This is a genomic window from Halalkalibacter lacteus, from assembly GCF_036663595.1.
Taxonomy (GTDB): Bacteria; Bacillota; Bacilli; order Bacillales; family Bacillaceae_D; genus Halalkalibacter; species Halalkalibacter lacteus.
This window is the reverse complement of sequence record NZ_JAWRVL010000004.1, coordinates 114,754-130,795: the sequence shown is the minus strand read 5'-3', so window position 1 is coordinate 130,795 and position 16,042 is coordinate 114,754. Positions and strand designations below refer to the sequence as shown.

The 16,042-nt window shown below is 38.4% G+C and carries 12 protein-coding genes; 11 read left to right on the top strand and 1 reads right to left on the bottom strand.

Annotated elements, in window-relative coordinates:
* The first annotated feature begins 21 nt into the window (after positions 1-21).
* From SAZ04_RS04595 to SAZ04_RS04545, 11 genes are all read left to right on the top strand, one after another.
* Positions 22-939: an ABC transporter ATP-binding protein gene (locus SAZ04_RS04595; protein ID WP_332691738.1), complete on the top strand. Its 918-nt coding sequence runs from the start codon at positions 22-24 to the stop codon at positions 937-939.
* Positions 939-2,543, top strand: a complete 1,605-nt coding sequence (locus tag SAZ04_RS04590) for an ABC transporter permease (RefSeq protein WP_332691735.1) — start codon at positions 939-941, stop codon at positions 2,541-2,543. The genes SAZ04_RS04595 and SAZ04_RS04590 overlap by 1 nt, the downstream gene beginning before the upstream one ends.
* A gap of 163 nt (positions 2,544-2,706) precedes the next feature.
* Entirely contained in the window at positions 2,707-3,537 is an 831-nt protein-coding gene (locus SAZ04_RS04585) for a PRD domain-containing protein (protein WP_431308957.1), read from the top strand.
* A 216-nt stretch (positions 3,538-3,753) separates the two neighbouring features.
* A complete protein-coding gene (locus SAZ04_RS04580; protein ID WP_332691732.1) occupies positions 3,754-5,124 on the top strand; it encodes a sucrose-specific PTS transporter subunit IIBC in 1,371 nt (456 codons plus the stop codon).
* Between the two features lie 185 nt (positions 5,125-5,309).
* Positions 5,310-6,266 carry a carbohydrate kinase family protein gene (locus SAZ04_RS04575; protein ID WP_332691943.1) on the top strand — a complete coding sequence of 319 codons (957 nt, stop codon included), beginning with the start codon at positions 5,310-5,312 and terminating at the stop codon, positions 6,264-6,266.
* 3 nt (positions 6,267-6,269) lie between these two features.
* Complete coding sequence (locus tag SAZ04_RS04570; RefSeq protein ID WP_332691940.1) at positions 6,270-7,721, top strand: sucrose-6-phosphate hydrolase; 1,452 nt, start codon at positions 6,270-6,272, stop codon at positions 7,719-7,721.
* Positions 7,722-8,410: 689 nt separating this feature from the next.
* Positions 8,411-9,328 (top strand): FAD binding domain-containing protein, encoded by a 918-nt coding sequence (locus SAZ04_RS04565; RefSeq protein ID WP_332691729.1) that lies wholly within the window; start codon positions 8,411-8,413, stop codon positions 9,326-9,328.
* Positions 9,312-11,603, top strand: coding sequence for a xanthine dehydrogenase subunit D (pucD, locus tag SAZ04_RS04560; protein WP_332691727.1), 2,292 nt, complete (start codon positions 9,312-9,314; stop codon positions 11,601-11,603). The genes SAZ04_RS04565 and pucD overlap by 17 nt, the downstream gene beginning before the upstream one ends.
* A 154-nt stretch (positions 11,604-11,757) precedes the next feature.
* A complete protein-coding gene (gene pucE / locus SAZ04_RS04555; protein ID WP_332691725.1) occupies positions 11,758-12,261 on the top strand; it encodes a xanthine dehydrogenase subunit E in 504 nt (167 codons plus the stop codon).
* 36 nt (positions 12,262-12,297) lie between these two features.
* On the top strand, positions 12,298-13,410 hold the full coding sequence (locus tag SAZ04_RS04550) for an XdhC family protein (protein WP_332691723.1): 1,113 nt from the start codon (positions 12,298-12,300) through the stop codon (positions 13,408-13,410).
* On the top strand, positions 13,400-14,014 hold the full coding sequence (locus SAZ04_RS04545) for a nucleotidyltransferase family protein (protein ID WP_332691721.1): 615 nt from the start codon (positions 13,400-13,402) through the stop codon (positions 14,012-14,014). Before SAZ04_RS04550 ends, SAZ04_RS04545 begins: the two co-directional genes overlap by 11 nt.
* Positions 14,015-14,116: 102 nt before the next feature.
* Here SAZ04_RS04545 and SAZ04_RS04540 read toward each other — a convergent pair whose 3' ends face one another.
* Positions 14,117-15,790, bottom strand: coding sequence for a PucR family transcriptional regulator (locus SAZ04_RS04540; RefSeq protein WP_332691719.1), 1,674 nt, complete (start codon positions 15,788-15,790; stop codon positions 14,117-14,119).
* Positions 15,791-16,042 lie beyond the last annotated feature (252 nt).

The following is a 16,042-nucleotide window of genomic DNA, read 5'->3' as shown; positions in this document are numbered from 1 at the left end:
ATCCAAAGAGGGGGATTTGACATGCCGATTGTAAAAACAGTCAATGTGACAAAGAGATTTGGTAAGTTTACCGCGATAAATGGTGTGAACATGGAAGTGAGCAGTGGAGAAGTGTATGGATTCATTGGCCCCAATGGAGCCGGGAAATCAACGACCATTCGGATATTACTAGGGATTATAAAAGCATCTGAAGGCGAGGTAAAGATTTTTGGCAAGGATGCTTGGAAAGATGCGGTTGATATTCATAAGCAAATTGCCTATGTGCCAGGTGATGTGAATCTCTGGCCTAATTTAACAGGTGGAGAAGTCATTGATTTATTTATGAAATTGCGCGGGGCAACTAACAAAAATCGTCGAAAAGAATTAATCCAAAAATTCAATTTAGACCCATCAAAAAAATGTCGAACTTATTCAAAAGGAAACAGACAAAAGGTGGCGTTAGTCGCTGCTTTTGCCTCTGGTGCCGATTTATATATTTTAGATGAACCGACATCAGGTCTTGATCCATTAATGGAAAAAGTGTTCCAAGATTGTGTGATGGATGCAAAACGAGCGGGGAAAAGTGTTCTACTTTCTAGTCATATTTTATCAGAAGTTGAACGGCTATGTGACAGAGTTGGTATTATTCGCCAAGGAAGAATTATCGAAACAGGAACGTTGAATGAGCTACGTCACTTAACACGAACGAGTCTACTTGTCGAGACGAAACGACCAATTAATGCTTTATATGATTTAAAAGGAGTTCATGATATAGCGGAGAAAGATCAAGGTCTTTCTTTCCAAGTAGATGCAGAAGAACTCGATACGGTGATGCAGCATGTTAGTCAGTTCGGACTAATCAAGTTAGAGAGTTCGCCACCTACATTAGAAGAGTTATTTATGCGTCATTATGAAGGAGCAGTACACACTTTGAATACAGGAGTGGGGGGTGAATCATAATGTGGAAGCAGCTGTTCAGTCAAACAGGAACAATGGCTCGTTTCATTATCCGTCGTGATCGTATTCGTCTGCTGATTTGGTTAATCTCTTTCTTATTAATTACGATCGTAACTGCTTCGGCATTTACAGGTTTATATTCATCTGAACAGGAAAGACAAGCGATCGCTGAAACGATGAGGAACCCTGCGATGACAGCAATGATTGGGATTGGGTACGGCTTAGACGATTATACAGCTGGCCCGATGATGGCTCATCAAATGTTGCTATTTACGGCAATTGTGGTTGCGCTCATGAGTATTTTAATCGTTACCCGTCATACACGGGCAGATGAAGAAGAAGGTCGAATTGAGTTAATCCGTTCACTCCCTGTTGGCCGTCTGTCAAATGTGAGTGCGACGATCATTGTGATGGTTAGTGCAAATGTAGTGTTATCCTTATTAACCGGCTTTGGACTATCTAGTCTTCAAATTGAAAGTATGGATTTAGAAGGCTCCCTCTTATACGGAGCTGCTTTAGGGGCTACCGGTATTTTCTTTACAGCCATCACCGCTCTCTTTGCTCAACTGTCTGAAAATTCTAGATGGACGATTGGCTTTTCCTTTACGGTATTAGGAGTCGCTTATCTCATTCGTGCAGTTGGGGATGTAAGCAATGAAACAATTTCTTGGTTCTCTCCTTTTGGATGGATTTTGAAAACAGAGGTATATGTGAATAATGATTGGTGGCCGGTTATTTTAACAGTTGGAGCTGCAATAGTCGTGGTCGTTATCACCTTATTTTTAAATGAAAATCGTGACTTGGAATCAGGATTTTTCCCATCTAAACCGGGTAGGAAATATGCATCACGCTTGTTGCAAAGTCCAATTGGTCTTGCATTTAGACTACAGCGAACAGGTATCATTGCTTGGGCGATTGGTATGTATGTGTTAGGAGTATCCTATGGCTCTGTATTTGGTGACTTAGAATCATTTTTTACTAATAATGAAATGATGAGTGAGATGCTGTCACCTGTTGAGGGACTATCGTTAACCGAACAGTTTTTAGCGATGCTCATGTCTGTAATCTCGATGATTTGTACAGTTCCAGCTTTGATGTTCATGTTAAAACTAAAAGCCGAGGAAAAAAAAGAGCGTATGGACCATTTACTATCTCGTGCGGTATCTCGCATGAGAGTGATGGGGAGTTATTTGATTTTATCGATGTTCTTTGGTTCTGTGATGCTATTTCTAGCTTTATTAGGGTTGTGGTCTGCTTCAATAGCAGTGATGGATGAAGCTATTTTGTTTCCGATGATGTTTGAAGCAGCAATGGTTTATTTACCGGCTATGTGGATGATGGTTGGATTGGCTGTGTTGTTTATTGGCTTCTTCCCACAATTAACAGGTTTCTCTTGGTTGTATTTAGGTTATTCGTTTCTAGTCGTTTATTTAGGTGGATTACTACAATTCCCTGAATGGATGGGAAAACTATCACCTTTCGGCCATGTACCGCAATTGCCAGTGGAAGAGATGGATAGTTCAAGTGTTCTTATGCTAACTTGTATTGCCGCCGTTCTAATAGTAGTAGGATTTATAGGATATAGAAAGCGTGATATTACAAGATAGTAGCACCTTATTTATTTTTTATCTATTCATTAATTATTGTATAAGTAGGGACATTGTATATTCCAAGAAGTGGTACTAAAGGCGACCCACTTTCAAATGGTGAACGTTCATTTCAGGCTATTATGTGGTAACATGATAAATATCATTTAACCGGAGGATTTATATGCGTATTTTTAGAATTTTAAACAATAATGCTGTGGTTGTCATTGATGGGCCAAATGAAAAAATTGTAATGGGTAATGGTATTGCTTTTCAAAAAAGAAAGAATGACATTATTCCAAAAGGTAAAATAGAGAAAATCTTTGTTTTACATGAACAATCATCTGAAAAATTTCAACAGCTACTTGCTACGTTACCTGAAACACATATAGATCTTGCAGAAAAAATCATAAGTTATGCGGAAGGTCATTTAAAAGAACCATTAAATGATCATATTCACATCGCCTTAACAGACCATCTCTCTTTTGCATTAGAAAGACTTGAACAAGGCTTTACAATTCAAAACAAATTAACGAACGAAATTAAGCTTCTCTATAAAAAAGAGTTTGAAATCGGTTTTTGGGCAAAAGAGGAAATAAAAAAGGATCTAGGAGTTGAAATTCCTTTAGATGAAGTAGCACATATTGCTCTTCATATTCATACAGCCAAAATAGGTGGGCATTCAATGAGTGATTCCATGGAAAAAGCTACGATTTTGCGTGATTTTATTGAGCAAGTGGAAACGACAATGAAAGTGAAAATTGAGGAATCAAGTATCAATTATCAAAGGTTAATTACACATTTGCGTTTTGCGATAAATCGGATCGAGCAAGGAAGTGAGTTTGACCCAATTGATGAAGATATGCTTAACCTTATCAAATTAAAATATCAAACCGCTTACGAATGTTCCGAAGCGGTAGCAGAATACTTATACAATGAATACGGTATTACATTTCCAGAATCTGAAATCGCCTATATTTCTTTACACATCCAAAGGTTGGTAAATGAAAAATAGGCAGTTAGAATTTTGTCGTTTTATGTTGACGATAACGTTTACATAATGTAAGATAAGAGCTAATGAAAATATCATATCGTAGGATTGTAACTGGTGAAGCAGGCAAGACCTAAAATGTATAAAGCGACATGGGTAGTTCGCTCTCGAATTACCCATGTGTACTTTATATATTTTAGGTCTTTTTTCATTTTATAAAGTTTATAGGAGGAATACATCATGAATCATAGTGAAGTTGCAAAACAACTTGTCTCTCTATTAGGTGGAAAAGATAACGTCGTTAGTGCGACACATTGCGCGACTCGTCTTCGTCTTGTTATTTCGGATGAAAGTCAAATTAACAAAGAAAGAATAGAGGAACTAGACGGAGTAAAAGGAGCTTTTTCTAGTTCTGGTCAATTCCAAATTATATTTGGGACAGGAACGGTAAACAAAGTGTTTGCAGATTTTGGTCCACTTGTAGGTGTATCCGAAGAGGAAGAGAAGGCACCGGTTTCTCATAGTGATGCAGCTAAAAGAAAGATGAACCCTTTTGCAAGGTTCGCACGCACGCTTTCAAACATATTTGTTCCAATCATTCCAGCCATTGTTGCAGCAGGTATGTTGATGGGTCTGCTTGGAATGATGAATACGTATAACTGGGTTGACCCAGAAAGTGGTCTCTTTGTTATGTTGGACATGTTTTCATCAGCCGCCTTTATTATTTTACCTATCTTAATTGGATTTAGTGCAGCCAAAGAATTTGGCGGAAACACTTATTTAGGGGCTGTTATTGGTGGTATTATGACACATCCAGCACTTCTAAATCCATGGGGACTTGCAGGTGCAGAGCCAACGACATTAGACTTTTTTGGTTTTGGTGTAGAAATGCTAGGTTACCAAGGTACTGTTATTCCAGTATTGTTAACTGTGTATATTATGTCGAAAATCGAGAAAGGGTTACGTAAGGTTATTCCAAATGTAGTTGACTTACTTTTAACCCCGTTCTTAACGATTATTTTGACAGGTTTTGTCGCATTATTAGTCATAGGTCCATTAGGTCGCTCTCTTGGTAATGGAATAACTTCAGTATTAGGTGTTATTTATGATACAGCAGGCCCTATTGCGGGACTTATATTCGGAGGACTTTATTCAACAATCGTATTAACAGGAGTTCATCACAGTTTTCATGCGATTGAAGCGGAATTATTAGCGAAAATCGGTGGGAATTACTTGCTACCGATATGGGCGATGGCTAATGTAGCCCAAGGTGGAGCAACTTTAGCTGTATTCTTTAGAACGAAAAATAAAAAAACAAAAGGAATTGCCCTTCCAGCAGCTGTTTCTGCTTTTCTTGGAATTACCGAACCGGCGATCTTCGGTGTAAACTTGAAGTACCGTCGTCCATTTATTGGGGCAGCTATTGGAGGTGCTCTTGGGGGAGCATATGTTGTTTTCACTCAAGTGATGGCTAATGGAATTGGTTTAACTGGTATCCCACTGTTTGCAATTGCTCAAGATCCACTGAACTATGGAATTGGGTTTTTGATTGCAATAGTAGGTGCTTTTATTGCAACTCTTTTGCTTGGGTGGAAAGAAGAAACAAAATAAGTATGGTCTAAAGTCGATTGATGAATCAAAAAACTTAGAGGGTAGCTCAATACTCAAGGATCTGATCCCGATGGATAGGTAATCGGGCAGATCTTTCCTGAGATACTCTCTTTTTTAAATTTTTTTTTATTTTCTATCTAAGAGATGATAATATAGGTAGAACAAGAGTAAGGAGGAAAATGATGATGAAAAAAGGGATTATTACTTTAGGTGAAGCACTGATTGATTTTATACCGTTGGATCAGACCAACACGTCCTATCAAAAAAGCCCTGGTGGGGCTCCTGCCAATGTTGCTGTAGGTGTAGCTCGATTAGGAGTGAAGTCAACATTTATAGGGAAAGTTGGAGATGATGTGTTAGGGAAGTTCTTACGGGACACACTTCATCATTACGGAGTACATACGAATCGCATGCTATTAACGCCAGAAGTGCGGACTGGCGTTGTATTTGTCACAAATGCAGAAGACGGGGAACGAAGCTTCGATTTTTACATAGACCCAAGTGCAGATCGCTTTTTAAACGCTGATGAGATAGTTGAAGATGATTTTGAAAACCACAAAATTTTGCACTTTGGATCAATCTCAATGATTAGCAGCCCCGCAAAAGAAGCTACTCATCATGCCGTGAAAATAGCGAAAGAAAAAGGAATGCTTGTTTCATATGACCCGAATTTACGCATAAGCCTTTGGGACACAAATGAACAAGCGAGAGAAACGATTAAGTCCATGCTCTCTCAGGCTGATTTACTGAAAATATCAGAAGAGGAATTAGAATTTATTACGGGTGAAAAAGATATCGATAAAGGTGTTGAAAAATTAAATCAATATAACATACCTTTTATGTTAATTACGTTAGGAGCAGAGGGTAGTTATGTCTATACCTCGGAAGGACATCAACATGTCCCGGCTATGGAAGTGAAAGCAATCGATACGACTGGTGCTGGGGATGCATTTGTTTCAGGTATGTTGTATTCGTTAAATGAGTACGAAGGAGATATTGAATCCCTTTCACTAGACGAGGCTGTTCAAATGGCTAAGTTTGCTTCTATTTCTGGAGCGTTAGCTGCTTCAACGAAAGGGGCTATGACTGCACTTCCTACACTTGAGGAAGTACAAAATCATCTTCAGGAAGTAGGAGAGTGAATGATGTTGAGTGATGATCAATTCCGTCGCAAAGCCTTTGAAGAGGTAACGAAGCATAAGGAGTTGGTAGAACAGGACTCCTATCGCCTGCATTATCATATCATGCCTCCAGTCGGATTATTAAATGACCCAAATGGCTTCATTCAGTGGAATGGAACGTATCATCTTTTTTACCAATGGATGCCATTTAAAACGGGACATGGAGCAAAATTTTGGGGTCATTATTCTTCTGAGGATTTAGTGAATTGGAAGCATGAAGAAGTGGCTCTAACGCCCTCAGAATGGTATGAAAAAAATGGTTGCTATTCCGGAAGTGCCATTGAACATGAAGGAAACATGTACGTTTTCTATACAGGAAACGTGAAGGATGACAATGGGGATCGAGAATCATACCAATGTCTTGCGATTTCTGAAGATGGCATTCAATTTGAAAAAAAGGGGCCCGTTGTCGAATTACCAACAGAATATACGGCGCATTTTCGCGACCCTAAAGTTTGGAAACAAGATGAACGTTATTTTATGGTAGTGGGGGCTCAAACGACTGAATTAAAAGGGGCAGTTGCGCTTCTTCGTTCAAATGATTTAGTTGATTGGACTCATGTCGGGATTTTGACTGGTGGAGGATCAGGAGAACTTAAGAATTTTGGTTATATGTTTGAGTGTCCCGATTTGTTCCGACTGGATGATAAGGAAGTACTGATTTTCTCTCCTCAAGGACTAGAGGCTGAGGGAATGAAATATCAAAATGTATATCAAGCTGGTTATGTAATTGGGACGTTTAATCCAAGCAACGGTACTTATGATCATGGTGAATTTGAGGAGTTGGATAGAGGTTTTGATTTCTATGCTCCTCAAACGACAGAGGATCATTTGGGGAGAAGACTATTGTTTGCGTGGATGAGTGTGCCAGATCAAGATGAACAAGACCATCCAACGATTGGACATCAGTGGTTACACAACATGACAATCCCTCGTGAGTTGAAACTCATAGATGGAAAGGTTTTTCAAGTCCCGGTACAAGAGCTGAAGGATTTACGGGCAGGAATAGCAATTGAACATGAGGTGGAAATGCAGCATGAATCCCTACAGCTTGAGGGTGTGAGCGGGAAGGCTGTCGAATTGATATTAGAGAACATCGTCGTCTCAGACGGTTGGTTTGATCTAACAATTGGCGGAGCTGCTAGAGTAACGTATTCAAAAAAACAAAATACGATTACACTTGAAAGACAAAGTTATGTTGATGGGGTAGTGGAAAAGCGTCAATGTTATCTTGAGAATCTACACTCGCTACATCTATTTATTGATACATCTTCTCTTGAAATCTTTGTGAATGGCGGAGAAGAAACCTTTACCGCTCGTTTTTACCCAGCACCAAATAACGAGACGATCCGATTCGGAGCATCTAAAATGAGTAGGTTTAAATTGAAAAAATGGGAATTGACGAAAGTATTTTAGATTGTAAATAGTTGTACTAAGTTAAAAAAAACCACTTTGGAATACTGACTGTATTCCAAAGTGGTTTTTTTACTCGTTCATTAATTGGTGAAGAGATAAATAAGTTATTAATCAAGTACAGGAATTTTTCAGTCAATGATTGATTATTTGGACTGGAGACAGATTTGTCATCTTATCTATTTTGATTAATATCCATTTAGTTGGACTAAGGAGTGTTGACAGTTATTATACAACTCTATTAAGAAATTCCATGTGAGTTTATCTCCCGAATTAACTGTTTGAATTAGTTAAATCATCCAAAATAGATAAAAGTATATTAATCGACTTAGGTATTTTAACTGCTTTAACTTGAGAAATATGAAAGGTAACTTGATGGTTAAATGCTTCAAAAAAATGATAGTGAAGAAATGTGACATTGTATGAAAGGATTGGCACTTTTTTTGAAAAAGTGAACAAGAAGGTGACGCAGCAGGAAAGCATTTCAAAGCTTCACTGGTTTACAAAATTATAAGCCTTTTAATTTAGTTCTTATTAACAATATGACAATTAAATTTCAGGTAGTGTGAACAATGACGCAGTGAGCTTCTTACCTTATCATTTGAAATATGGCGAAATTTTTTAAAAAAATAATGCGTGTATAACATTGATTTCCTTAATAGATTCATTTAGAGAAAGAGGTGTTTTTGGAAATGGTGACAACGCAAAAAATCTGGAGTCCAGCTGACTTAAATGAAGCATGGGAGATCCAGAATAATCTTAAACCAGGAGAATACTGCTTTGTATCAGGTGGGACTTGGTTACGTGCACAATGGGAGGCAAAATTACGAAAAATGTCTTCTAATCTTATAAGCTTGGAAAAGGTATCGGAAATGCAAGAAGTGAAAGAACAGTTATCGTTTGGTAAAAGAGAGATCGTTATCGGATCACAAGTCACTTTAGCAAGCTGTATTCAAAGTGAAATTATACAGAAATATTTATCTCCACTTGTAAAGGCTTGTCATCGCATTGCAGCTCCGTCTATCCGTAATCAAGGGACTATTGGTGGAAATATTTATACAGCTGCAGGAGACACTCTTCCTGTTTTTCTTATATTTAATACAAAATTGCGATGGTTTAATGGTCAAACTATTGAAACAGAATCACTGGAACAATGGCTCATTACACTACAAGCAAATAATTTTAAAAGAGATAACCGAATTTTAGTTGATGTGGTGATTGAAGTGGAGGACAAAGAGAATAAAGGCGATTTCTCTTTCTTTACGAAAGTCGGAAGGAGAGAAACTTTTACGGCTTCACTAGTTACTGTAGCTAGTAGAGGAACCGTTGACCATGATGGGATATTTCGAAATGTTTTACTTGCAGCAAGTGGAGGACCTGTCCCTATAAGACTTTCTGCAACAGAATTAGAACTTCAGAATCAGAGCTGTTCAACTGATTTGCTTAAAATCATTCATAAATCGATTATGAACGAGTTTGAAGCAATTACGGATGCTTTTGCTTCTTCAAATTATAAGAAATCAGTTGTAGCCAATCTGTTAGTGAGTGAATTGGTTACTAGATGGGATCAAACTCAAGGAGGGGGTTGCATCAATGTGGCTGGATCGTAATTCAAGTGGTGATAAGTGGAAAGTAAGACCAGATGGAGCGGAGAAAGTAACAGGTAAGCTAAGATATCTAACGGATATGAAGTTTCCTGATCTGTTGTATGGAAGAGTGTTAAGAAGTACAGTGCCATATGCGCGGATCCTCTCAATTGATATGTCGGCAGCTCTCAGGTCACCTGGTGTCATCGCTGTTCTAACGTATCGTAATATTCCTGGATTAAATGGCTTTGGAATTAGTACTCCTGATCAGCCCGTATTTTGTGAGCATGTTGTTCGGTTTGAAGGAGATGCAGTAGCGGCTGTTGCTGCAACATCTGAGGAAGCAGCTGAACATGCTCTTCAATTAATTCAAGTAGATTATGAGGAATTGCCGATACTTGATACACCAGAAGCATCTCTTCAAGAGGGAGCCCCATTGCTGCACAAAGATGGCAATATCCTTCATCAAACCGATTATTCCCGAGGGGATCTTGAAGTCGGGTTTGGACAATGTGCGTATGTTGTCGAGGAGACGTATTTGACTCCGAGGCAAATGCATACGTACCTTGAAACAGAGGGTGGCATATTTGTTCCAGAAGATGGAAAGTTAACTGTATATGCTCCAACGCAGCATGGATATAAAGATCGAATGCAGTTGTCTCGTATTTTAGATATGGATGAGGAAAGAATTCGGGTAATTTCAAGTCCAATTGGAGGATCATTTGGTGGAAAAGATGAGCTGAATGTTCAACCATATGGTGCATTGCTAGCCCTTCATTGTCAAAAACCAGTCAAAATGCACTATTCAAGATGGGAGTCAGTAGTAGCGGGATTAAAACGACATCCGATGAAAGTGACGATGAAAACCGGTATGAACATTGAAGGGGAGCTTATTGCTCACCAAGTTACGATCCTCTCAGATACTGGTGCTTATTCCACACTTGGAGGTCCAGTTTTAAACTTTGCAACAGAACATGCTGTAGGACCATATCGTATCGCTCATGTTGATGTGAAAGGCAAGGCTGTATATACAAATAATGGTGTGTCTGGTGAATTCAGAGGCTTCGGTGGGAATCAAGTTATTTTTGCATTGGAAGGTCAGTTGGATCGACTTGCAGAAAAAATGAACATCGACCCTTGGGAGTTAAGAAAGAAGAATTTACGGAAAGCCACCGATCTTGGTCCGATGGGACAACGAATTGTTCCAACAAATGGTCCGGAACAAGTATGGGAAGCTATTAAACAGTCCCCGCTTTGGGAAAAGAGAGAAGCAAGCAGTGATTCAACGAAACCATGGATTAAATGTGGAATAGGAGTTTCACTTGCGATGCATGGGTCAGGTTTAGGCTATGGAATACCTGATCATGCTGGTGGAACGATCAGATTAAATAAAGAAGGAAAGATTGAAGTTGCCTTCGGTCACGAAGAATTTGGGCAAGGGCTTTTAGGAACATTGGAAATTTTGATGCTCGATCATTTCGGGTGCAGCAAGGAAGACATTCATATCATTATCGGGGATACCGACCTTGTTCCTCCAAGTGGCTCCTCGACGGCATCAAGAACGACGAATATGGTATGGCAAGCACTTAATCGCCTAAAAGGACCGTTTTTAGAAGCTTTGTTTTCAAAAACGAGTCAACTAACAGGTTATCCGAAAGAAGCGTTACGAACAGGATTAGGTGGCATATGGGCTGAATCCCCTCATAAAGAAAAGCCATTAAAACAGGTCATCACATATATGCAATTAGCAAATGGCACTAATGACTTTGAATGTACGACGGAATTTCACTATCCTGTTACACCAGACCCAATAATGGGAGGGCATTATCTTTATACGAGTACATCGGTTATTGCCGAAGTGGAGGTTAATGTATTAACAGGAATGGTTGTTGTGAAAAGAATTGACCACACGGTTGCGGCCGGTCCTGTCATTAATCCAATGGGGTATCTAGGTCAAATTGAAGGCGGAAGCGTTATGGCGCTTGGATTCACGCTTACAGAGGATGCAGTGATGAGTTCTGGTAAATACGTTACGAAAAACTTAGATACGTATTTAATTCCAACTATTTTCGACGTGCCGGAAGCCCATTATGTAAAAGCGATTGACGAACTTCCAGAAGGTGATCCATTTGGTCCACGTGGGGTTGGAGAAGTGGGATCGGTCGCTTTAGCTCCTGCCATTGTTTCTGCGATTAAACAGGCAACAGGGGTTTGGGTTACTGAATTGCCCCTTAAGCCAGAAATGCTCTTGCAACAGTTGCCTGTTTTAGAAGAGGAAATAGCAAAGACACCTTCATAGCAGTTAAGGTTAAGTTTTTATCAAAAGATCAGAATTTTAAAATATGAGCGAATATTAAAGTAGTTCCAAAGAAGTATGAAAGCTATTCAAGGACTAAGAAAAGACCGTTGGCGGTTTTTCTTAGTAGATAAATAGTATGGAGGAGGGGGATGGAATGAGTCATAAAGTAAAACCAATTGAGATTGAAGAAGTAGCTGATTACAGCCTGTCTTTTGAATTAAATGGAAAATCAGTAAATATTAATGTAAACCCGTCGAGACGTCTTGTAGATATTATTCGGACTGATTTAGATTTAACCGGTACGAAAATTTCTTGCGAGATTGGTAGATGCGGGGCATGTATGGTTATGGTTGATGGAAAACAACAGAATTCGTGTTTGACTATGGCTTATCAGTGCGAAGGAAAGAAAATAGAAACAATAGAAGGAATTAGTGAGGAGAAACTAGACCCTATTCAACAGGCTTTCTTAGAAGAAGGGGGATTCCAATGTGGGTACTGTACTCCAGGAATGATTGTTTCATTAAAAGCATTATTAAATGAACACCCTGAGTCGACGTTTGAAGAACTGAAAGAAGGTTTGTCTGGTAATCTATGTCGGTGTACTGGTTATGGTGGAATCTACCGTGTGATAAGGAGATTAAGTTCTGATAATAACTAATAATTCATAGCAGATTCGCTAAAGGAGAGGAATGTTATGAAAGAATTTTATAAATATCTTAGAATTTTAAACGAACATCCTTATAGTACATGCGCTTTAGCGACTGTTATTGAGGTGGAGGGGTCAGCATATCGCCATGAGGGAGCAAAAATGCTGTTTATGGGAAATTGTAAGCAGTTTGGAATGATTAGTGGTGGCTGTCTGGAGGAGGACTTGCAGATCCACGCTATGAATGTTATTTCGGAAAAAAGCTCAAAAACGCTAACATACGATTTGCATTCAGAAGATGATCTTGGTTGGGGCCAGGGTGCGGGGTGTAATGGCAGAATTAAAGTTTTGGTAGAACCATTTTATTGGCAGGAAGTAGGTGGTGATGGCTCGCTACTATGGCCTCAAGTTCTAGCTACGTTTGATCAAGGAGACCCTATCATTTCCGTAAGAGGTGTGGGTGGGGATATGGAAGGCGCACGTTTTTTCTTTACAACGGATGGAGAAATGGTTGGTTCGTGTTGTTCACCTCAATTTGCGCGATTATTAAGTAAGGATGTTGAACAATTCTACAAAGATGATCGGGTATTTGAGTACCGATTCAATGTTGAATTAAAAACTCATTTCATTTTCGAACTACATGAATCGAAAGATATAATTTATATTTTTGGAGCAGGTCCAGATGTAGAACCGATTGTAAGAAGAGTAGCAGAGTTTGATTTCTGTCCGATTGTCATCGACCCGAGAGAGAGCAGGTGCAACGTCTCCAATTTTCCACAAGCTAGTTTATTAGTCACTGAACATCCTGAAACGTTCTTAGCGAAAAACTCCATTAAGGAAAATAGTTATGTTCTAATCATGACGCATAGCTTCATTCGTGATCGGCATATCGTCTCTTTTTTTATCAAGGACCAACCGAAATATTTAGGGATACTCGGACCTAAAAGAAGGACAGAACGCTTGCTGTACCAAGGTGAAGTACCTGAATGGATACACTCTCCAGTTGGAACGGATATTGATGCTGAGGGAGCAGAAGAAATCAGTATTAGCATTGTCGGTGAGTTGATAAAGGTGAGAAATCAAAAGAAGGCAGTAAATAAAAAAAGAAAAAAGAATGAAAAGTCAATTGGATTAAAGAGGGAGGGACTTTTTGAAAAATAAGGATGTTTGTGCAGTGATTTTAGCAGCGGGCTCATCAACTCGTATGGGTACAGCTAAACAGTTATTGCAATTAGATGGGAAGTGTATGCTTGAGCATGTGATTCGTAACGTTGTAGCTCAGTCTTTTGAAAAAGTAATGATTGTCATAGGTCATAAGGCAGATGACATTATGGAACGTATTTCAATTCCTTCGTCACATTGCAGCTGGATTATCAATCATAAGTATCACCTTGGACAGAGTACATCGTTTTTAACGGCCATGGAAAACATTGATTCTACGTTCCGCTCAGCAATGTTTTTCTTAGGAGACCAGCCGTTTCTAAAGGCTGAGACTATTAAGACAGTGTTTGAGGAGGGGTATAAAAAGGAGAAACGAATGACGAGTCCATTTGTTATTAGACCTTTCTATGAAAATCAACCTGGTCATCCTGTTTTTTGGGGGAATGTTAAAGCATTAGATCTCTCCACGCTATCAGGTGATAAAGGAGGTAAAGGGTTACTAAGCTCAGTAAAAAAACACTGTCTTCATATTGATGATCCTAATATTCTTTTTGATATTGATACGCTAGCAGATTATCAAAAGGCTTTAATGAAAAAACAATGACGCGACCCTAAAGAGATGAGCTAGGGAGTGTCATTGTTTTTTAAAAGGTAAGGCAATTTTGAACGATATCAATATAAGTATATTGAAACAAGTAATGTATATTTAGATCTTTTGTTTTTCGATTCGGTTGTTGAAAAATGAGCGGATGAAAAGGGCAATTCTGAGCGTTAGTGTTTCATCGGCGCCTTTTAACTCAATTCCGAGAATTTCTTCACATTTCTTGATGCGGTAAATTACCGTATTTCGGTGAATAAATAGACTTTTGGCTGTTTCTGATATGTTACAATTGTTGTTTAGAAAGACAGATAACGTTTGTACGAGATCTTCTTTTTCTTTATCTTTTGGATAGGCTAACTCTCGTAAAGTTGATTTATAAAATTCTTTAAGCTTTTGCGAGGGGATCGTTTTAAAGATTTCTGCCAGCTCTTTAATACGATATGTTTTAACAAACCGCTTTTTGTTTTCTCTGTAACCAGCTCGTAAGGCATCAACGGCTTCTTGGAAAGAGGTTGGGATGTCTTTTAAGTTCTCTATATAGTTGCTGATGCCAAATGACATCGACGAGTCTAGAGCTTGAAACAGATCGGACTGGAGTTCGCTAATCGAACCTAATACTGCTTTTTCAATTTCATCATTATAAAAATCGAAGCCTAGTAACGTTGTAAATAGATCTCCTTTTGTAAAAACAATACAGTTCTCAAATTTCTTCGTTAATCCGGATTCCATCAACTCGTAAATTCGATCTCTTCTTAAACTAATTTCTTTTTCCGTTTGAAGAGGATGTGAGTCTTGATAAAAGTCAGAAGAATCATCCATTTTGCATGTGATACAAATGTATTGAAGAGACTTATTTAATTCATAGGATTTTCCTCGGTTAATAATTTCTTCTTCATTTGGAATCGCTCCATCAACAAGGTCAGCAAAAAATTCATTTTTTAATCTTCTAGAGTGTTGTTCAAGTGCGTGAAGTTTCATAAATTCAAATGAAATGACATTGGCAGCTTGCTCAACGGCGAGAGTAAAGGAAGATTCATTTGACAACGTTTTCCCAAAAATAATAATATAGCCCTTTTGTTGATTGGTCGTACTGATTGGATAAATAGAGAAATCTGTAAACTTGCTATTTCCGTCTTCTCTTGGGAGTGTTAACACCTTGTATGTATCAAGGTGTTCTTGGTGAATACGCTCGTGAATATACCAATAAATATCAAAGAAAGCCTCTTTGTCGATATCGTGAGAATAGGCCATGATATCTAAACGATAATTTAATAGAATAACAGGAAGGTCTAATATCGATGCTAAACTCTCAATGATGTTTGAGAAGCCTCCACCTGAAATAACGATATCAGTAAATTCACGGTGGATAGTAAGGGCGTAATTTAGTTCATGCGTTCGTTCCTTTAGAATGCATCCTAATGCCTCATTTAACATCTCGCCTAAAGAGTAATTTAAAGGGATTTCGATAATTGGGAAATGTAGTTCGTTTGCTATTTCAATCACTTCAACCGGAATTTCCTCGATGAATCTTTTTGTCTTTAACCCAAGCCCTGCACAACCTTGTTTTGCCATTTGTTTCACTAGTTCAATAAGTGCATTTGGGTTGTTTTTTATGGAATATGCCGTTGTGAGCAATAATTGTTCACCAGTTAAATAGTGAATAATATCTGGAGCATCCATAAGGTTGACAGATTGAACGGTTTTCGTTAATCCATGTTCCCCTGCAACTACAGTCGTTTCTTGAAAGGTTGGCAGGTTTAATATGTCTAGTAACCTCATTTTGTCCACCTCTTCTAATGTATGTCATTGTGTATAATGTACAAGAAAAATGATGATTCCGAAACGTAACCGTCAGAAAATCTAACGACTTTTATTGCTAAGTTGGTCATTTTATGCAAAATAGAAAAAGTAGAAAGGCAAAAATTTTATTTTGCTTAAATCTTTTTTTAAAACTGTCCCAAAAGGGAAGTACAATGGCTCCGAATTTGTTCAAATGGTATCTCCAAATATGAAATTCAACTAATTTTACAG